Origin of the sequence: Microbacterium sp. SA39, assembly GCF_000967865.1 — a bacterium.
Classification (GTDB): domain Bacteria; phylum Actinomycetota; class Actinomycetes; order Actinomycetales; family Microbacteriaceae; genus Microbacterium.
The window spans coordinates 12,552-30,240 of record NZ_JXRU01000017.1; the positions used below are offsets into that span (position 1 = coordinate 12,552).

The 17,689-nt window shown below is 69.3% G+C and carries 20 protein-coding genes; 13 read left to right on the forward strand and 7 right to left on the reverse strand.

What is annotated here, in order from left to right:
- The first annotated feature begins 4 nt into the window (after positions 1-4).
- Together RS85_RS00670 and RS85_RS00675 are read left to right on the forward strand one after the other, a co-directional pair.
- Positions 5-826 (forward strand): MFS transporter, encoded by an 822-nt coding sequence (locus RS85_RS00670; RefSeq protein ID WP_046011490.1) that lies wholly within the window; start codon positions 5-7, stop codon positions 824-826.
- A gap of 182 nt (positions 827-1,008) precedes the next feature.
- Positions 1,009-2,424, forward strand: coding sequence for a dihydrolipoyl dehydrogenase family protein (locus tag RS85_RS00675; RefSeq protein ID WP_046011510.1), 1,416 nt, complete (start codon positions 1,009-1,011; stop codon positions 2,422-2,424).
- A 29-nt stretch (positions 2,425-2,453) separates the two neighbouring features.
- On the opposite strand, the gene dinB is transcribed toward RS85_RS00675, so the two are convergent.
- Entirely contained in the window at positions 2,454-3,650 is a 1,197-nt protein-coding gene (gene dinB, locus RS85_RS00680) for a DNA polymerase IV (protein ID WP_046011511.1), read from the reverse strand.
- A gap of 185 nt (positions 3,651-3,835) precedes the next feature.
- Between dinB and RS85_RS00685 the strand changes: the two genes are divergently transcribed.
- The 3 genes from RS85_RS00685 to RS85_RS00695 all read left to right on the forward strand — a co-directional run bounded on the left by RS85_RS00685 (position 3,836) and on the right by RS85_RS00695 (position 6,631).
- On the forward strand, positions 3,836-5,524 hold the full coding sequence (locus RS85_RS00685) for a DHA2 family efflux MFS transporter permease subunit (RefSeq protein ID WP_046011491.1): 1,689 nt from the start codon (positions 3,836-3,838) through the stop codon (positions 5,522-5,524).
- Position 5,525: 1 nt separating this feature from the next.
- Positions 5,526-5,981 carry a MarR family winged helix-turn-helix transcriptional regulator gene (locus RS85_RS00690; RefSeq protein ID WP_046011492.1) on the forward strand — a complete coding sequence of 152 codons (456 nt, stop codon included), beginning with the start codon at positions 5,526-5,528 and terminating at the stop codon, positions 5,979-5,981.
- 128 nt (positions 5,982-6,109) lie between these two features.
- Complete coding sequence (locus RS85_RS00695; protein ID WP_046011493.1) at positions 6,110-6,631, forward strand: MarR family winged helix-turn-helix transcriptional regulator; 522 nt, start codon at positions 6,110-6,112, stop codon at positions 6,629-6,631.
- A 17-nt stretch (positions 6,632-6,648) separates the two neighbouring features.
- Here RS85_RS00695 and RS85_RS00700 read toward each other — a convergent pair whose 3' ends face one another.
- On the reverse strand, positions 6,649-7,041 hold the full coding sequence (locus RS85_RS00700) for an ester cyclase (RefSeq protein WP_046011494.1): 393 nt from the start codon (positions 7,039-7,041) through the stop codon (positions 6,649-6,651).
- Between the two features lie 29 nt (positions 7,042-7,070).
- Between RS85_RS00700 and RS85_RS00705 the strand changes: the two genes are divergently transcribed.
- Positions 7,071-7,703 (forward strand): DUF1684 domain-containing protein, encoded by a 633-nt coding sequence (locus RS85_RS00705; protein WP_046011495.1) that lies wholly within the window; start codon positions 7,071-7,073, stop codon positions 7,701-7,703.
- Positions 7,704-7,740: 37 nt separating this feature from the next.
- On the opposite strand, the gene RS85_RS00710 is transcribed toward RS85_RS00705, so the two are convergent.
- From RS85_RS00710 to RS85_RS00725, 4 genes are all read right to left on the reverse strand, one after another.
- Positions 7,741-9,141: a threonine/serine ThrE exporter family protein gene (locus RS85_RS00710; protein ID WP_046011496.1), complete on the reverse strand. Its 1,401-nt coding sequence runs from the start codon at positions 9,139-9,141 to the stop codon at positions 7,741-7,743.
- Positions 9,142-9,204: 63 nt separating this feature from the next.
- Positions 9,205-10,128, reverse strand: coding sequence for an alpha/beta hydrolase (locus tag RS85_RS00715; RefSeq protein WP_046011497.1), 924 nt, complete (start codon positions 10,126-10,128; stop codon positions 9,205-9,207).
- 11 nt (positions 10,129-10,139) lie between these two features.
- Positions 10,140-11,003, reverse strand: a complete 864-nt coding sequence (locus RS85_RS00720) for a zinc-ribbon domain-containing protein (protein ID WP_082087430.1) — start codon at positions 11,001-11,003, stop codon at positions 10,140-10,142.
- Between the two features lie 59 nt (positions 11,004-11,062).
- Positions 11,063-11,725 (reverse strand): arsenate reductase/protein-tyrosine-phosphatase family protein, encoded by a 663-nt coding sequence (locus RS85_RS00725; RefSeq protein WP_082087429.1) that lies wholly within the window; start codon positions 11,723-11,725, stop codon positions 11,063-11,065.
- Positions 11,726-11,842: 117 nt separating this feature from the next.
- Between RS85_RS00725 and RS85_RS00730 the strand changes: the two genes are divergently transcribed.
- Genes RS85_RS00730 through RS85_RS00750 form a run of 5 tightly spaced genes read left to right on the forward strand, consistent with a single transcriptional unit; the run spans position 11,843 to position 15,280 of the window.
- On the forward strand, positions 11,843-12,103 hold the full coding sequence (locus RS85_RS00730) for a DUF6458 family protein (RefSeq protein WP_046011500.1): 261 nt from the start codon (positions 11,843-11,845) through the stop codon (positions 12,101-12,103).
- A 7-nt stretch (positions 12,104-12,110) separates the two neighbouring features.
- Complete coding sequence (locus RS85_RS00735; RefSeq protein ID WP_046011501.1) at positions 12,111-13,298, forward strand: serine/threonine-protein kinase; 1,188 nt, start codon at positions 12,111-12,113, stop codon at positions 13,296-13,298.
- Positions 13,295-13,759: a hypothetical protein gene (locus RS85_RS18845; protein WP_160298601.1), complete on the forward strand. Its 465-nt coding sequence runs from the start codon at positions 13,295-13,297 to the stop codon at positions 13,757-13,759. The genes RS85_RS00735 and RS85_RS18845 overlap by 4 nt, the downstream gene beginning before the upstream one ends.
- Positions 13,752-14,471, forward strand: a complete 720-nt coding sequence (locus RS85_RS00745; RefSeq protein ID WP_082087428.1) for a phosphatase PAP2 family protein — start codon at positions 13,752-13,754, stop codon at positions 14,469-14,471. The genes RS85_RS18845 and RS85_RS00745 overlap by 8 nt, the downstream gene beginning before the upstream one ends.
- On the forward strand, positions 14,468-15,280 hold the full coding sequence (locus RS85_RS00750; RefSeq protein ID WP_046011502.1) for a DUF1206 domain-containing protein: 813 nt from the start codon (positions 14,468-14,470) through the stop codon (positions 15,278-15,280). The genes RS85_RS00745 and RS85_RS00750 overlap by 4 nt, the downstream gene beginning before the upstream one ends.
- Here RS85_RS00750 and RS85_RS00755 read toward each other — a convergent pair.
- The gene (locus RS85_RS00755) at positions 15,265-15,777 is read right to left on the reverse strand and encodes a winged helix-turn-helix transcriptional regulator (protein WP_046011503.1); all 513 of its coding nucleotides are present in this window, start codon (positions 15,775-15,777) and stop codon (positions 15,265-15,267) included. The genes RS85_RS00750 and RS85_RS00755 overlap by 16 nt on opposite strands.
- Before the next feature lie 75 nt (positions 15,778-15,852).
- Between RS85_RS00755 and RS85_RS00760 the strand changes: the two genes are divergently transcribed.
- Together RS85_RS00760 and RS85_RS00765 are read left to right on the forward strand one after the other, a co-directional pair.
- Positions 15,853-16,440 carry a dihydrofolate reductase family protein gene (locus tag RS85_RS00760; RefSeq protein ID WP_235282291.1) on the forward strand — a complete coding sequence of 196 codons (588 nt, stop codon included), beginning with the start codon at positions 15,853-15,855 and terminating at the stop codon, positions 16,438-16,440.
- A gap of 46 nt (positions 16,441-16,486) precedes the next feature.
- The gene (locus tag RS85_RS00765; RefSeq protein ID WP_046011505.1) at positions 16,487-16,855 is read left to right on the forward strand and encodes a hypothetical protein; all 369 of its coding nucleotides are present in this window, start codon (positions 16,487-16,489) and stop codon (positions 16,853-16,855) included.
- Positions 16,856-17,689 lie beyond the last annotated feature (834 nt).

Below are 17,689 nucleotides of genomic sequence, written 5' to 3' on the forward strand. Positions count from 1 at the left end.
CCGGGTGGCGGAACGGCACTCAACATCTCGAGGGCAGGCAGCCGAACGGGTCTCCGCCTCGCGATACATCTTCCGGTCCCGGCTGCTCCGGGGCGCCTTCCTCAGCCTGGTCATCTCCGGGATCGGCATCTCCATCACGATCCCGCAGATCACCCTCTTCCTCGTCGAGGAGCTGCACCTGTCGGAGGCGCAGGCGGGTCTGTACTTCCTGACCAACCTCGCCGCCCCGTTCGTCGGGTACGTGGTGGGTTCGCTCTCCGATCGCACCGGCTCACGTCTGCTCGTCTTCCGGCTGTCCGCTCTCGCAGGGTTCGCCGGCTGGGTCCTGATGGCTCTCGCGATGCAGGCGTGGATGCCGTTCGTCATCAACGCGCTGCTGCTCAGCGCTGCGGGCGCGGGCGCCGCGCAGCTGCAGGCCGCCGTGCGCGACGAACTGAACCGGGCGCCCACACCCGCCGACAACGAGGTCGTCGCGCTGATCAGGATGGCGATGGCACTGGGGTGGATCGTCGGGCCCGTGCTCGGTGCCGTCCTCGGAGCGGTGCTGGGGCTGCGGCCCCTGCTGCTCGTGACCGGAATCAGCGTGCTGCTCTCGCTCGTCCCGCTGATCGGCGTCCGCGCCGCTCCACCCTTCGCAGGAGAGGCTCCGCCCAGACCGACGGTACGGGTGCCCCGACGGCGGTCGACGCTGCCGCTGCTCGTCTTCACCGGCATCTACGTGCTCATCATGTGCGGCGAGACCGTCAAGCTCGCCTACCTTCCCCTCTATATGGACGGGGAATCGGGTGGCTCGGTATGCCGCAGCTCTTCTGGATCCCCGCTGTGATCGCCGCGCTGGGGACGATCGCGCTCGTGGTGCTGAACGCGTCGGTGCCGCTCGTTGGGCCGCACGATGGGAACGACGGGCGGAAGTCCGCGCGCGCCGGGGCGCGGCATCCGTCATGATCGATGCAGGGCTGCTGCGTGATCAGCGCGACGGCAGCGACGACCGACTGCGCAGGAGACACGATGGCAGAGTTCCGAGACCTCTCAGCGTCCGAGAAGCACTATGACGTCGCGGTGATCGGTGCGGGGCCGGCCGGCACGGCCGCCGCCCTGCGCGCCGCCGAGCTGGGCGCGAAAGTTGTCGTCCTCGAGGCGGGCCGCACCGGCGGGACCTGCGTGAACACCGGATGCGTGCCGACCCGCGTGCTGGCGAAGACCGCGCGCCTGATCCGCGAGTCGCGCCATGCCGATGACTACGGTGTCCGTGCCGGAGCCCCGGTCATCGACTGGCCCACCACGGTCGCCCGCGTGCATGAACGCGTCGAGCGGGTGCGCTCGATCAAACGCGAGGCGGAGCGCTTCGACGCGGCAGGGATCGACCTGATCCAGGAGGGACGCGCGCGCTTCGCCGACGAGCACACGCTGGTGCTCGACAGCGGGCGCCGCGTCTCCGCCGACACGGTCCTGGTCTGCGTCGGCGGCCACTCGCGCCGTCTGCCTATTCCTGGCGCCGAGCTCGCCACCGTCCCCGAAGACGTCCTCTCGCTGCCGGCGCTGCCGCGGCGGGTCGCGGTGATCGGCGCGGGGAACACCGGTGCGCAGCTCGTGACCGTCTTCTCTTCCTTCGGGTCGGAGGTGACGCTCCTCGACGTCGCCCCGCGCGTGCTGATGGCTGCGGATGCCGCGATCGCCGAGACCGTCGCCGCGTCGTTCAGCGACCAGGGCATCGATGTGCACACCGGGATCGAGACGGTGACCCGTCTCGAGAGCATCGACGACGGCATCCGGCTCCACTGGCGCGACGCGGGCGAGGAGCGCTCTGCGGAGTTCGACACGGTCATCATGGCGACGGGGTGGCCCGCTGACGTCGAGGACCTCGGCCTCGAGCTCGCCGGCGTCGAGATCGAGCGCTCGGCGATTCCCGCCGACAGGTACTTCCGCACCGTGGTGCCGCACATCTTCGCGGTCGGCGACGCGAACGGGCGCGACATGCTGGTGCAGGCGGCCCAGTTCGAGGGCGAGGCCGCGGCGGAGAACGCGGTGCTGGGCGCGAACCGACGCACGCCGCATCACCTTCTGCCCGCCGGCGGGTTCACCGATCCCGACTACGCCGGAGTGGGCCTCACCGAAGAGCAGGCGAGGGAGCGCGACACCGACTGCGTGGTGGTGTCGGTGCCGTACGCGAGCCTCGAGCGGGCAGTGATCGACGATCGCGAGACCGGGTTCGTGAAGCTCATCGCCGATCGTCGGCGCGAGCTCATCCTCGGCGCGCACGCGGTGGGGGAGAACGCCATCGAGGTCATCCAGTCGGTCACCACCGCGATGGCCGCGGGTGTCGACGTCTCCACCCTCGCCGGTGTCCGGTTCGCGTACCCCACCTACAGCGCGATCATCGGGCTGGCCGCTCGGGCGGTCCTCGCTGACCGGGGTTCCGAGTGACGCGCGCCACGGAAGAGTAGCGCACGCGTTCACTCGTGCTCCGGCAGTAGCGGCGTCGACCAGCCCGGGTCGCGCCCGAGCTGTGTGGCGCGGGCGACCGACGTCGCGCCGTAGCGATCGCGCACCGCGTCGAGCACGGTGTCGAGGCGCTCGCCGTCGTCCCACTCGAGCGGCAGCTCGGGCTGCACGCGGTCGGCGTGGTCGAGCTGCGCCAGCGAGATGCCGATGAGCGTGATGCCGCGGTCGGCGATCTCCGCCTGAGCCGCGGCGAGCAGCATCCGCGCCACGGCGAGCAGCCGCGTCGTGCGATCGGTCGGCGCGCCGAGCGAGCGCGATCGTGTCGCCTTCGCGAAGTCGCCGAAGCGGAGGCGCAGCACGACCGTGCGGCAGACGCGGTCGCCGTCACGGAGCCGACGCCCGAGCCGGTCGACGATCTGCGTGAGGATGAGGTCGAGCTCCTCGGCCGACCGCGGGCGGCTGCCGAGAGCGCGCTGCGACCCGATGGATCCGCGCCGCCGCGTCGTGTCGACCGGGCGCGGATCCCGCAGGCGTGCCAGCGCGTGCACGTGCGCGCCGGTCGCCTTGCCCAGCAGCCGTTCGGCGGCGGACGCCTCCAGCTCGGCGAGCTGCCCGACCGTGCGGATGCCGAGCCGGTGCAGCTTCTCGGCGGTGACGGCGCCGACGCCCCACAGCCGCTCGACCGGCAGGGGGAGGAGGAACTCCTCTTCCCGGTCGGGCTCGACGACGAGCAGTCCGTCGGGTTTGCTCACGGCGCTGGCGACCTTGGCGAGGAACTTGGTCCGCGCGACGCCGACCGAGATGGCGAGCCCGACCTCGGTGCGCACCCGCTCGCGCAACCGGACCGCGATCTCCTCCGGCGTCCCCGCTATCCGGCGGAGGCCACCCACCTCGAGGAACGCCTCGTCGATCGAGAGACCCTCGATGAGCGGCGTCGTGTCACGGAAGACGGCGAAGACCTCTTTGCTGGCGGCGGAGTACGCGTCCATCCGCGGCGGGACGATCACGGCATCCGGGCAGATCTCCCGCGCTTGGCGACCGCCCATGGCCGTGCGCACCCCGCGTGCCTTGGCCTCGTAGCTCGCCGCGAGCACCACCCCGCCGCCGACGATCACGGGGCGACCGCGCAGCGCAGGCGTGTCTCGCTGCTCCACCGAGGCGTAGAACGCGTCGAGATCGGCATGCAGGACCGTCGCCTCGCCTCGCATCCGGTCTCCTGTCGACGGGGAGATCGTCGCATGCACCGCCGACATCGGCATCCCGAGATCGACGGCGATCGTTGCCTCCGGTCGATAGTTGCTCTTTGGCAACTACGCGCGTATAGTTGACTCTTATCAACTTTCTACACAGGAGCATCCACACTGTGACACACGCCTCATCCTCTTCCGCAGCCATGCCCGTGCGCTCGCCGCGCGAGGTCTACACCGCGATCTCCGGCCTCGTCGTCGGCATGTTCGTCGCCGTGCTCTCGGGCACCGTGGTGTCGACCTCGATGCCGGTGATCATCGCCGACCTAGGCGGCACGCAGTCCCAGTACACCTGGGTCATCACGGCCAGCCTCCTGGCGACCGCCGTCTCCACCCCGATCTGGGGCAAGCTCGCCGACCTGGTCGACCGCAAGATCCTGGTCCAGCTCTCGCTGATCATCTTCACCGTCGGCACCGTGATCGCCGGGTTCTCCACCGACACGAACATGCTGATCGCCGTCCGCGTCGTGCAGGGCATCGGCGTCGGCGGCCTGATGTCGCTCGTGATGATCGCCGTCGCCCTCATCATCTCTCCGCGCGAGCGCGGCAAGTACATGGGCGTGGTCGGCGGCATCATGGCCCTCGGCACGATCGGCGGCCCGCTCCTCGGCGGACTCCTCACCGATGTGTGGGGCTGGCGCTCCAACTTCTTCGTCGGCGTTCCCTTCGCCATCCTCGCCCTCGTGCTGCTGCAGTTCACGCTGCACCTGCCGAAGCCGCAGCGCGACTCCAAGGTGTCGATCGACTACTTCGGCATCGTGCTGCTCGCGGTCGGCGTCTCGACGCTCCTCATCTGGGTCTCGATGGGCGGCAACCAGTTCGACTGGGATTCCTCGACGAGCATCATGCTCGCCGTCACCGCCGGCGTTGCGATCACCGCGTTCATCGCGGTCGAGTTCTTCGTCAAGGAACCGATCGTGCCGATGTCGCTGTTCACGGGCCGCACTTTCACGCTCTCGGTCATCGCGTCGATCGCGATCGGCGTCTCGATGTTCGCCACGTCGGTGTTCCTCGCGCAGTACTTCCAGCTCGCTCGCGGCGCCACACCGACCGAGTCGGGACTCATGACCATCCCGATGATCGTCGGCCAGATGGGTGCGTCGATCATCATCGGGCAGCTCGTGAGCCGCTTCGGCAAGTGGAAGGGATGGATGCTGACGGGCTCCGTGCTCACCACGGTCGGCGTCAGCCTGATGGCGACGCTCCGCTACGACACTCCGTTCCCCCTGGTGGCCGGCTATATGTTCGTGCTCGGCGCGGGGCTCGGCATGGTCATGCAGAACCTCACGCTGATCGTGCAGAACGACACCTCCCCGAGGCAGCTGGGCGCGGCTTCGTCGAACGTCAACTTCTTCCGCACCATCGCCGGAACCATCGGCGTCACGGTGATGGGCTCGCTGCTCTCGACCAGCGTCGCGAGCTACATGGCCGACGCGCTCGACGGCTTCGTGCCGACGACGCCCGACGAGGTCAGCGCCCTCGAGCACCTCGCCTCGGGTGATGTGCCGAAGGTCGGGCAGCTGCCGGACACGATCCGTGCGATCGTCGAGGGCGCCTACGGCCACGGCATCGCCGACGCATTCATCATCGCCATCCCGCTCGCGGTGATCTCCATCATCGCGATCGCGTTCATCAAGAACAAGCCGCTGTCGACGAAGAACGCCGCCGAGCAGCTGCGCGAGCAGGCCGAGGATTCGGCGATCGAGGTCGCCGAGGCCGAGGTCGGAGGATCGATGTCGACGGGCACCATCCGCACCGCCGGTGCCGAGTCCTCGAAGCCGGCGACCGGATCGGTGACTGTGCTCGAGCGCGACGATCGCGAGTCGAGGAGCTGAGATGGCGGCCGCGGAAGCGTTGACGGCGCCGGATGTGGACACGGCACTCGGCGATCTCCAGACGCATCTGAACCTCATCTTCGCGAGGACCCGGACGCTCTGGAAGGAGTCGGCGGCGCGCATCGATCCCGAGCTGCAGGTCGGCGGATACAAGCTGCTGGCCTTCATCGACCGCGCCGGCTCCGCCAACGCTCACGAGCTCGCGGGGCTCTTCGAGATGGACAAGTCCGTCATCAGCCGCCAGGTGCGGATGCTGGAGGACCTGCGCCTGATCGAGTCGCACCCGGACGAGCGCGACGGACGCCAGCGGGTGCTGACGGCGACGGCGTCGGCTCACGAGGTGCTCGCTGAGCTGCGGCGCGACCACGCCACGCGGCTGCGCACGGTCGTGGCCGAGCTGACGCAGGACGAGATCCACGCGGCATCCAAGGTCTTCCGGCTGCTCGCAGAGATCTGACGACGCGCGCATCAGCAGGCTGAGATCACGAATGCAGGTCGAGATCGGCGAATCGAGCCTGCATCCGTGATCTCGACCTGCATTTGTCATCTCGGCCTCTTCCGGGGCTTCGCCGTAAGCTGGCGACCATGAGTGCCTCGTCCGACGAACCCGCCCGCGAGGGCGCGCCCGCCGCCGAAGCCGACAGTGTCGATGGCGCCGGTGAAGCCGATACCGCCGAAGGCACCGAACTGGATCAGGCCGTCTCCCGCGTCGAGCACGAGCTCGGGCGGCTGTTCGCCCGCATCCGCGTGAGTTGGCGCGAGGCCGCCACGACCGTGCATCCGGAGCTGCAGCCGCTCGGCTATCAGGTGCTCACGTCGATCGCGACGGGCAAGGCCACGTCGGCCGGCGCGATCATCGAGCGTCTGCAGACCGACAAGTCAGCGGTCAGCCGTCACGTGCGTCAGCTCGAGCAGCTCGGACTCGTGGAGAGCGTCCGCGACCCCGACGACCGCCGTGCGCGTGTGCTCGTCGCGACGGAGCTGGCGCAGGAGCGGGTGGCGCTGGCTCGGTCGCGCTACGAGCAGCGCCTCGGAGAGCGGCTGCGCCGGTGGTCGGCGGAAGACCTCGATCACTTCGCCGAGCTGCTCGCCGCGTTCGGCGACTGAGGCGAGCGCTGCGACCCTCAGGCCGTGAGCTGCGCTCTGATCCGCAGCTCGGGCTCCGAACCGGCATGCTCCACGATGCGTCCACCGGATATGCGATACATCCCGAACTCGGCGACGTTCACGTGCCGTCGGGTGGCAGACAGGCCGCGGAAGACGCCGGTGTGCGTGCCGCTTCCGCGCAGGTGAGCCGCGATCCGATCCTCCTCGATGACGAGCTGGATGCGCCGCCAGCGCCAGTCCGGGAAAGCATGGAAGAGGTCGGCCATGTCGTCGATCCAGGCATCCGCGCCGCCGGGCAGGTGTGCGCGCCGCACGTCCGGATCGACGAGTTCGCGAAGTGCGTCCAGGTCGTGGCTGTTGCAGACGTCGAGGTACTCGGAGAACCACTCTCTCGATTGCCACGGCTCCATCCGTCCATTATCGACGTAGCCTGAACTGCATGACGCTCACGAAAGCCCGCACCGCCGCCGAGGTCGTCGATTGGCGGCGGCGCGTCTTCGCGCTGTACGACGCGGTGCGTCGAGCCGAGTCGCCGGAAGAGGCGCACGAGCTCTGGCGCATCGAGCGCGATGAGCTGCTGATGCACCACCCGGCGACGCCTCTCCTCGCGGAGGATCGGCTGATGTTCGAAGGGCTGCCGATCGCTCCCTATGATCCGGAGTGGCGCTTCGAGCTGCCCATCCTCCCCGCGGAACCGGGCGGGTTCGAGTTCGCGACCGGCACGGACGGTGTCGTGCCGTTCGAGCGGGTCGGGCTGGTGGAGATTCCGGATGTCGGGACGCTCGACATCTGGCGCCTGACGACCTACGGCGGCGGGCTGTTCATCCCGGTGCGCGATGCGCTCGCCGGGCGCCCCGGTGGCACGTACGGCGGCGGGCGCTACCTGATCGACACGATCAAGGGGGCCGACCTCGGTTCGGATGCCGTCCGCGGCACGATCGTGCTCGACTTCAATTTCGCCTACAACCCCTCATGCGCCTACGATCCCGCGTGGGCGTGCCCACTCGCCCAGCCGGGCAACGTGCTGTCGGTGGCCGTCCCGGTCGGCGAGCTGTACGACGGAGCGCACTGACCGTCGATCGACACGACGGCGCGGCTCCGCGGCATCCTCACCGCCGCACGCGCGCCCGGGTCTTCGTCACGCTCCCGAGGGTCGCGCGCACCGGGGTGCCGAGATACAGACCCAGCGACGCACCGGACGCCAGTCCGATGCCGATCACCGCGGCGTAGATGAGCGAGCTGCCGGCGCCCACGATGTCGGATGCCGTCGCGCTGGTGTGCACCATCTCGAGCAGGCCCTGGAACACCGCCACTCCGGGCACGAGCGGCACGATCGCCGCGGTCGTGACGGCGACCGACGGCACGTGCAGGTTATGCGCGATCAGCACTCCGACGAAGCTCGCGAGCAGGGCACCGAGCGCGCTCGCCGCGGCAGGGTGCAACTGCAGCGCGGTGGCGACCGTGTACCCCGCGATCGTGAGGGCGCTGAGCAGCGCGCTGACGAGGATGATCCGGATGCCGGCGCCGTTGAACACCGCCACGGCGACCGCGATGATGATCGCTCCCGCGAACACGCTCACGAGGGGCCCGAACGGTGCCGCGTCGTCGGGCAGGTCCATCGTGAACCCCAGCACGCTGCCCAGCTCGAGGCCCACGAGGATGCCGATGACGACGCCGAGCGTCTGCATCGTGAGGTCGAGGATGCGTCCACTTGCGGTCAGGGCGAAGCCGTCGATGGCATCCTGCGCCGCCCCGACCACGGTGAGTCCGGCGAGCATGAGCACGATCCCCGAGGCGACGATGATCGAGGGACGGATGGCGACGAACGGCTCGATCCCCGCAGACCCGAGGGCCGACACCGCCACCGCGACGACCGTGGTCACGAACCCTCCGGCGATCTGGCTGAAGAAGAGGGGCACCCGCACGCGGGCGAGGCCGGCTTGGGTGACCGCCGCGGCGAGGGCCGCGACGAACGTGAGTCCGACGATGAGCGGCGAGGCCCCGAGGAGGATGCTGACCCCGACCGCGAGCATCGCCCTGGCGACCACGACGACCGGCTGCTGATAGCGGAACGGCATCCGGCGGATCACTCGGAACGCGGTGCGCGCCGACTCCAGGTCGAGCCCTTTCTCGATGTCCGACACCAGCGCCTGCACCCGCTGCAGCTTCGCGTGATCGGGAGCGGCGACGCGGACGACTCGCACCAGCGTCTCGGGCCAGACCTCGCCGCTGAGGTGGAACGAGACGGTGATCGAGTTGTACGTGACGTCGACCTGCACGCCGCGGAGGCCGTACGCATCGCACACGCGCGTGATGGCGAGCGTCACCTCGTGGGCGGATGCTCCGACGGCGAACATCGATTCGCCGATGCGCGTCGAGAGGTCGAGCACCTTCGGCACCATGCGCTCGTCGATGACCGGCATGACCTCGGTGGGCGCCACGCTCGTGGGGTCGGTGTGCACGATTCGGCGCACGGAGGCGAGCAGCTGCCGCGGGGACTTCGAGGACATCCCTCCATTCTCCCGGCTCCGGAGAGGGCTCCCCGCCGGGCCGGTCGGTGGCGCCCGGTATGGTCAGCCGAGTGCGACCCGCAACGCTGCGGCCTGAGCGCGCCAGAACTCGCGGGAGACGGGCTTGGCCGACATGATGATGTCGAATCCGTGGAAGGCGCCGTCGACCACGACGAGCTCGCACGGCACGCCCGCCTCACGCAGGCGCTCCGCGTAGCGCACGTCCTCGTCATGGAAGAGGTCGTTCGTCCCGACGCCGATCCACGCGGGCGGTAGTCCGCTGAAGTCCGTCCGGCGCGCGGGAGCCGCGTAATCCGAGACGCCGTCGCGGCCGGGTTCGTGGCCGAGGTAGGCGCCCCACGCGTAGCGGTTGCTGCGCTTCGTCCATGCGCGGACACCACGGACATCCTGGTCGGTGCGCGTGACCGTGCGGTCGTCGATCATCGGGTAGACGAGCAGCTGGAAGGCGGGCAGCGGCCCTCCGGTGTCGCGCGCCAGAAGCGTGGTGGCCGCGGCGAGTCCGCCGCCGGCACTCGCGCCGCCGATGGCGATGCGAGCGGGGTCGATTCCTCGCTCGGACGCATGGTCGACGAGCCAGCGGAACGCCGCATGGACGTCTTCCACGGCTGCCGGGGCGGGGGATGCCGGAGCCAGACGGTACTCGACCGACGCGACGGTGATGCCGAGGGTCCGCGCGAACGCGATGTTGCTCCTCTCGTCGCTCAGCCGGTTCCCGGTGATCATGCCGCCGCCGTGGATCCAGAGGAACGCGGGCGTCGGGCCGACGGCCGCGCGCGGTCGGTAGACGCGCATCGCGATGTCGGGGGCGCCTTCCGGGCCTGGGATGGTCAGGTCGTCGACGATGAGGTCCTCGGGCGCCGGTCGAGGCTTCGGACGACTGAGGTTCGCCAGGGCCGTCGATCGCGGGCCGAAGAAGAACGGCGGGATGAACCGGGCGAGCGTCAGGTCAGGGTGGAAGGAGGCCATGCCCGATCATCTCAGCCGGCGCTGCCGCTCGGGGTCGCCCCGGACTCCCGGAGATAAGCGTCGACCATCAGCGCGCCGCGGATGTCGCGCAGCCGGTCGATGAGGAGTGCCACGCCGCGTGCTCCGACTGCCGCGATCCGCAGGTCGTAGGGGCCGAGCGGCTCGAGCTTCCCTGTCCGCACGCGCACGACCTCCCATCCGGCGCTCCGCAGCGCGCGGTCCTTCCGCCGATCCGTCTCCTCGCGCTTTCCGACATGCTCCAGCCCATGCCTGCCCACGGTGTCGTACTCGATCGCGACGCGCAGCTCGGGGAGCAGGATGTCAGGCCACACCTCGGTGTGGCGGAAGAACGGACGGGTGACCTTGACCGCGTTCAGTCCGCCGGTGAACACCAGGCGCTCGGTCAGCATCGCCCGCAGCTTCGCCTCGGCGGCGGATGCCGGCTTCGGCGCGCATGCGCTGAGGAACGCCGTGCCCCTCGGCAGATCCGGCGTCTTGGTGCACAGGGCAGGTGCGGGCTTTCGCGGCCGCGCCGGGATCGCGCGTGCCTCGCCGAGCACGACGGGTTGGGGCCGCGCGAGTGCCGAGCACTCGGGGCACCAGGCCGAGCGTCTGCGCACGCGTCCCGGTCGCTCGCGCTGCTCGGTAGGCGTCGCCGCGAACCGGTGACCGACGGCGCACTTCCAGCAGAGCAGCACGTCGGCGGCCAGCGGCACCTGCGAGAGGGCGATACCGTGGTTGAGCTCGGGGTGATACTGCCTGATCAGCTCCGGGTACGCTGCCCACCCGGCGCGGAAGGTGCCCGGCTCGTAGGGCACGTCCGAGCCCCGCGAGAACTGCCTCCTCGCCCACCACTGCTGCACTGGCTCCGGCACGAGGGCGACGATAGCCGGGCACACCGACATCCGCCGGCCGGGGTCTCGAGCCGCTGCCGTCAGGCCGGCGCGAAGCGGGAGACGAATCCGCGGATGCGGCGACTCAGCGACTCGAACGCGGCGTCGAACGCGGCGGGCGTGCCCACCCGTGCGGGATCGCGGATCGACCAGTGCAGATCGTCGCGGACGACGAGCTTCTCGTGGGCGTCGTCGCACACCGTGATCACGAGGTCGCCCTCGGCTCGGACCTCGTCGACGTGACGGGGGCGGCGCGAGGCATCGATGGTCAGCCCGTGGCGCGCCGCCGCGGCGGCGGCTTCCGGGTTCACGGCTTCCGCGGGGGCCGTCCCGGCAGAGGCCACGGCGATCTCGCTCACGTCCTGCCAGAGCACTTCGGCGAGCTGTGATCGCGCGGAGTTCGCGGTGCAGACGAAGAGGATCCTGCTCGGAGGCTTCACGCTCGCCGGAGCGAGGGTCTCGAAGACCTCGGGGCGCAGGCCGATGTAGCGACGTCGCCGGTCGAACTCCGAACGCGTGCGGGCGATGATGTCCGACGACTCGAGCACCGCGAGGTGGTGCGCGATCAGGTTCGAGGGCAGATCGAGCCGCGAGCCGATCTCCGACGACGACAGATCGCCGAGAGAGAGCAGGTCGACGATGCGCAGGCGCGTCTGATCGGCGAGGGCGGCGAAGATGTCGACGCGACGTTCCAGATCAGTCATCGCTTCCATCCATACCACGGGGGGAAAGTTTCGTCCATGCCCGTTGACTCATCGACGGTTGACCATATTGTGTGGGTAGTCGGGCCGCAGGTGCGGCTCCAGAGAGGAATGAAAATCATGGGTATCGGAAGCGGAATCGCGCTCTTCGTCATCGGCATCATCCTCACCTTCGCGATCAACGTCGACACGGGTGGATACGTCGACCTCGACCTGATCGGCTACATCCTGATGGGCGCCGGCATCGTCGTCTTCCTCATCAGCCTCATCCTCGTCATGCGCAGCCGCCGGACGGAGAGTGTCTCTGCGACCTCGGTCGACGCGGCGACCGGCGAGCGGGTCACGCGGCGCAGCATCCGCGACACCGACCCCATCGCGTGAGAGCGGCGTGACCGCTCCGCACGCCGGAGACCTCACCGGTCGGATCCTCGGTGAACGCTACGCCCTGCGTGCCCGACTGGGCGAGGGCGGAATGGGCGTCGTCTACCGGGCTCAGGACAGGCTGCTCGGTCGCGACGTCGCGGTGAAGGTGTTCCGCGACGGCGCGACCGAGACGGCACGGACGACTTCGGAGACGCGGCTGCTCGCCGGACTCAACCACCCCGCGCTCGTCACGCTGTATGACGCGCAGGTGGGCGGGGCCACGCCGAAGTACCTGGTGATGGAGTATGTCGACGGACCCACGCTGGAGGAGAGGCTCCGCGGCGGGCCGTTGCCGGAGCCCACCACAGCCCGGATCGCACGCGATCTCGGTGAGGCTCTCCATGTCGTCCACGACGCCGGCATCGTGCATCGAGACGTGAAGCCGGCGAACGTGCTGCTGCGCGCCCCGAGCGTTCCGGGCGAGGAGTTCCACGCCAAGCTCGCGGACTTCGGCATCGCGCATCTGGTCGACACGACGCGGATGACCACCCCCGGAACCATCATCGGCTCTGCCGCCTATCTGAGTCCCGAACAGGTCACCGGAGACGATCCGCTGCCGGAATCGGACGTCTACTCTCTGGGGCTCGTCCTGCTCGAGGCGCTCACCGGCCGCGCTGCGTTCGCGCAGACCGGCCTGCGTGAGGCTGTGCTGGCCCGGCTCACGCAGGACCCTGTCATCCCGTCCTCCGTCGGTCATGCGTGGGGCACTCTGCTCACCGCTATGACGGCGCGGGACCCCGCAGACCGCCCCACCGCTCTCGATGTCGTCGTGAGGGTGGAAGGGCGGCACTCCGGAGCCGCTGCGTCTTCCGCGACCGTCGCGTCTTCGGCGACTGTCGCGATGCCGGATGCTGAGGTGGATGCCGCGCACCGCGACGCTCAGCAACGGGCGAACACCGGCAGGCGCACGGCGGTGCTGCTGCCGACTTCCGAAACCGGAACCGACACCGAGGCAAGGCGCGAGGCGGCACCTCGCTCCCGACGTCGCCGGTGGCTGGTGCCGTCGGTGCTCGCTGCGATCATCGCCGCCATCATCGTGGGAGTCTCGATCTGGGGAGCCGCCGAGCAGCCGGGGCCTCCGCCGGAACTTCCCGCGGTCGAAGAACCGCTCGCCTCGCACCTTCAGCAGCTGCTCGATTCGGTGTCGCCGTGAGCCGCCGTATGCGTGCTGCATTCGCAGCCGCTGCCGTCGCGGCCGTTCTGACCATGGCCGGATGCGTCGGCCCGAAGACCGAGCTCGACGCGCAGACCAGTGAGCAGTGGCAGGCGCAGGTGCTCGCGATCGCCGAGAGTGCCGAGGCAGGCGACCCGGCGACCGCTCTGACCGATCTCGCCGCGCTCGAGACCGAGACGACCCAGGCCCGCTCCGACGGAGAGATCAGCGCCGAACGGGCGGCGATCATCCAGCAGTCCATCGCGGCCGTCCGTGCCGATCTCGAAGCGGCATCCGTCCCGCCCCCGACCGTGCCCGACGACACTGTGGTGACCGATCCTGTGGTGCCCGCCGAAGACGACGACTCGAACGACGAAGGCGACGAGAACGGTAATAAGGACGACAAGAAGGAGAAGGACGACAAGGGCAAGGGCGACAAGGGCAAGGGCAACGATGACTGAGCGCACGCCGAGCAGGCTCCGCGTCTCGAGCCCCCGCGGCCGAGCGGCCGTCCTCGTCGTCGGTATCTCCGCTGCCGTCGCCTTCGTGATCCTCCGCGCCGTCGTCGCCGCCGGCGGTCACGAACCGCTCCCCGCCGATCTCTGGTGGCACGACCTGACGGATTCGACGGTCAGCGATCTCGGGATCGCGGTCGCCTGGGTGCCGGCGGTCATCGGCGGCACCATCGGCATGATCGTCGTCGGAGCCCTCGTGATCCTGCTGCTGCTCTGGCGCCGCCGACGGTGGGATGCCGCGACTCTGGCGATCGCCATGGTCACGGTCGTCGCGATCGGCGCGACGATGGCCGCCGTGATCGGCCGCGTCCGCCCGGCCGATTCGCTCGCCGAACGCATGGCGACATCCTTCCCCTCCGGGCACACCGCGGTCGCCACCACGGTCGTGGTCATCCTCGGCCTGCTGTTCCGGCACTGGTTCGTCTGGGCGATCGGCGGCGTCTGGGTGCTCGTCATGATGTGGAGCCGCACCTATCTGCAGGCCCATTGGCTGAGCGACGTGGTCGCAGGCATGCTCGAGGGCATCGCCGTCGCCACGCTCGTCTGGATCGCCGTCGAAGCCGTGCGCGACCGTCGCGCTGCCCGTTCCGTTTCCTCTCTGTCACCCGCATCTCCCGCATCTCCTGCACCATCGACCGAAGGCGCCTCGAACCCATGAACACCACACACTCGGCCTCTTCCACCGCGCGGGCCGCGCAGGACTCGAAGGTCTTCCGGGTCCTCGCGCGCGTCGGATACGTGGTCCTCGGCATCCTCCACATCCTGATCGGAGCGATCGCCATCTCGATCGCCGTGGGCGGCGGCGGAGAGAATGCCGATCAGGGCGGCGCGCTGGAGAAGATCCAGCAGAACCCCGGCGGTGTCTTCCTGCTGTGGCTCATCGTGCTCGGTCTGGTCGCCCTTGCCATCTGGCAGATCGCCGAGGCCATCGTCGAACGCGACCCCGACACGAAGAAGAAGTGGGGCCACCGCATCAAGTTCCTCGGCACGGCGGCCGCGTACCTCGCGATCGCGGCCACCGCACTCGTCTACGCTCTCGGCGGGCAGTCGCAGTCCTCGGACTCGACGCAGTCCTTCAGCGCGCGTCTGCTCTCGGCGCCTGCCGGCGTCGCTCTGCTCGTGCTGGTCGGCCTCATCGTGGCCGCGGTCGGCGTCGCGTTCGTCGTGCGCGGCATCACGCGCGCGTTCACGAAGCACCTCGATCTTCCTGCCGGGAAGGCGCGAAAGGGCATCATCGCGTTCGGGGTCGCCGGTTACATCGCGAAAGGCATCGCGGTCGTGGTGGCGGGCATCCTCTTCGTCGTCGCGGCTCTCACGCACGATCCGGAGAAGGCGGGTGGTCTGGACGCAGCGCTGCGAAGCCTCGCCGAGCTGCCCTTCGGAGCCGTGATCCTCTGGGCCGTCGGTGCCGGCCTCGCCCTCTACGGCCTGTTCTGCTTCGCTCGCGCCCGCTACGCGAGGATGTGACGCGAGGCTGACTTCTCGCTCTCTCGGAGATAGGCCTCGGTGAGTCCCGCGAGAACGCTCGACGATCCGGCGGCCTGCGGTGTGCCGAGGTGGAGTTCGCGGAGTTCGTCCATGAACGCGTCCCAGAGCGCGGGGCCGCCGTCTTCGAGCAGCTCGGCGCGGATGGCGAGCTCCGGCGCGACCGGGAGGTGTCGACGCCCCCACGCGCCGAGGTGCGCGAACACGGGGACCAGCTGGATCGACGGCTCGGTGAGGCTGTAGATCACCTTCTGCTTGTGGGTGGGGTCAGCTGAGCGCGACAGCATCCCGAGGTCGACGAGGCGGGCGAGCCTGTTCGCGAGGATGTTGCTCGCGATCCCCTCGTCCGAGTTCGCGAGCAGCTCGCCGAAGTGGCGGCGGTTGCCGAACATGATGTCGCGCAGCACGAGCAGCGACCATTTATCGCCGAAGATCTCGAGCGACAGGTTGATCGGGCAGCCGGAACGTCGAGCTGTCACGCGGACTTCCTCTCTCGAAACCACTTGCAGAATACCATCAGTCGGGCATACGCTCTAACCAATTGCAAACCACAAGTGGTTGGAGAGATCATGGGCAAGGTCGCGTGGGGATTCACCAGTTCGATCGACGGCTTCATCGCGGGACTCGACCACGAGATGTCCTGGCTCTCGGTCGGGGAACCGATGGCCGACGGAGCGATGGAGCGGATGGCGGGAGATGTCGGGGTGATCATCTCCGGTCGGCGCGGCTACGACGCGGCCCTCGCGCAACGCGACGAGCGCGATGAGATGACGTCGCAGGCCTACGGGGGTGCGTGGTCGGGGACGGAGTTCATCCTGACGCATCGTCCCGAGGAGCTTGCGGATGACGACACTGTCGTCGCCATGGACTGCGACATCGTCGAGGCGATCCGTCGCGCGCAGGAGATCACGGGGGAGAAGGACGTCCAGATCATCAGCGCCGACATCGCCCGTCAGGCACTCGAGCACGACCTGATCGACGAGCTGCAGGTCTTCGTCGTCCCGGTCTTCCTGGGCGACGGCATCCGCATCTTCGACGTGCCGGGCGGGCGCCGCTACGACTGGGAGCTCGTGGAGATCTACGAGGGCGCGGAGCGCAGCTTCGGGCGCCGGTACCGTCCGCGGCGCGATCGCGAGAGCTGACGCGCACACTCAGGTACCCCGATGCCGGCGCGGTTACCCTCGAACCATGCGTCGTCTCGTCATCGTTCCCCTCCTGCTCTCTGCCGCCCTCCTCGCAGGGTGCTCGCAGGCCGCCCAGCTCGCCGGAGACGTCGTCGGGGTGCCGCTCGAGGAGGCCTGCGCGACGATCGATGACGCCTACGCCCAGTACCAGTCGGCGATCGACCAGGGCGGAGCGACCGAGGAGCAGCTCGACGCCGCGCGCGACGACCTCGTGTCGACGCTGAACGGTCTCGCCGATGACCTCGACGGGCAGCTCGGCGATCTCGTCCGCTCGGGCGCCCAGCAGCTCGGCGAAGCGACAGATCTGCAGGCCCCGGAGACCGTCGAGGCGATCGAGCAGCTGAAGGAGTCGGCCTCGGCCTTCTGCGGCTGACGCTCGGGCGCCGCCATCGGTTGCCGAATCGCTCGTAGCTGAGGGCATGCGTTCTCGTGCGGTGGATCCCCGGGTCTGCCCGACCTGCGGAGATCGCCTCACATTCGAGATTCTCGACGATGAGCGGTTCCTCGTCGTGTGGTCGTGCGTCGAATGCGAGCTGATCCGCGCGACGGAACCGGCCTGAGCGAACGGTTCTCGGTCGCCCCGGTCGCGCCGGCCGCCCGGGCCGCCCGGGTCGTTGAGCGACGCTTCGACTCGCTTCGCTCGCTCGGCGCGGGTCGTCGCGAGACGAGACGCGTCCGCGTGCCTCGGTCGTTGAGCGAGACGAAACTCGTCCGTGTGCCTCGGTCGTTGAGCGAGACGAAACGCGTCCGCGTGCCTCGGTCGTTGAGTGACTCGAAACGCGTCCGCGTGCCTCGGTCGTTGAGCGAGCGGAGCGAGACGAAACGTGCTCGCGATTCTCGGTTGGTGAGTGACGCTTCGACTCGCTTCGACTCGCTTCGCTCGCTCAGCGCGGGTCTCCGCGAGACGAAACGTGCGCGCGGGTTTCGATCGTTGAGCGACGCTTCGACTCGCTTCGCTCGCTCAGCGCGGGTCTGCGCGAGACGAAACGCGTGCCGGCTGTCTTGGTCGTTGAGCGACGCTTCGGCTTGCTTGGCTCGCTCAGCGCGGGTCCCCGCGAGACGAAACGTGCTCGGTGGTTCTGGTCGCTCAGCGCGGGTCTCCGCGAGACGAATCGCGTCTTGCGGGAGCGTATGCCGGTATATCGCGAATCAAGCGCTGATCGGGCGGTTTTCGGGGTCGGAATGTCGGTGGTCCCGGGTTGACTGG

Excerpts from the sequence above, each read along its gene's own strand:
- RS85_RS00730 (WP_046011500.1), top strand. The coding sequence starts at position 11,843 with ATGGGTATCGGAAGCGGAATCGCGCTCTTCGTCATCGGCATCATCCTC.
- RS85_RS00765 (WP_046011505.1), top strand. The coding sequence starts at position 16,487 with ATGCGTCGTCTCGTCATCGTTCCCCTCCTGCTCTCTGCCGCCCTCCTC.
- RS85_RS00695 (WP_046011493.1), top strand. The coding sequence starts at position 6,110 with ATGAGTGCCTCGTCCGACGAACCCGCCCGCGAGGGCGCGCCCGCCGCC.
- dinB (WP_046011511.1), bottom strand. The coding sequence starts at position 3,650 with ATGCGAGGCGAGGCGACGGTCCTGCATGCCGATCTCGACGCGTTCTAC.
- RS85_RS00700 (WP_046011494.1), bottom strand. The coding sequence starts at position 7,041 with ATGGAGCCGTGGCAATCGAGAGAGTGGTTCTCCGAGTACCTCGACGTC.
- RS85_RS00690 (WP_046011492.1), top strand. The coding sequence starts at position 5,526 with ATGGCGGCCGCGGAAGCGTTGACGGCGCCGGATGTGGACACGGCACTC.
- RS85_RS00745 (WP_082087428.1), top strand. The coding sequence starts at position 13,752 with ATGACTGAGCGCACGCCGAGCAGGCTCCGCGTCTCGAGCCCCCGCGGC.
- RS85_RS00715 (WP_046011497.1), bottom strand. The coding sequence starts at position 10,128 with ATGGCCTCCTTCCACCCTGACCTGACGCTCGCCCGGTTCATCCCGCCG.
- RS85_RS00705 (WP_046011495.1), top strand. The coding sequence starts at position 7,071 with ATGACGCTCACGAAAGCCCGCACCGCCGCCGAGGTCGTCGATTGGCGG.
- RS85_RS00725 (WP_082087429.1), bottom strand. The coding sequence starts at position 11,725 with ATGACTGATCTGGAACGTCGCGTCGACATCTTCGCCGCCCTCGCCGAT.
- RS85_RS00685 (WP_046011491.1), top strand. The coding sequence starts at position 3,836 with ATGCCCGTGCGCTCGCCGCGCGAGGTCTACACCGCGATCTCCGGCCTC.
- RS85_RS00675 (WP_046011510.1), top strand. The coding sequence starts at position 1,009 with ATGGCAGAGTTCCGAGACCTCTCAGCGTCCGAGAAGCACTATGACGTC.
- RS85_RS00750 (WP_046011502.1), top strand. The coding sequence starts at position 14,468 with ATGAACACCACACACTCGGCCTCTTCCACCGCGCGGGCCGCGCAGGAC.
- RS85_RS00710 (WP_046011496.1), bottom strand. The coding sequence starts at position 9,141 with ATGTCCTCGAAGTCCCCGCGGCAGCTGCTCGCCTCCGTGCGCCGAATC.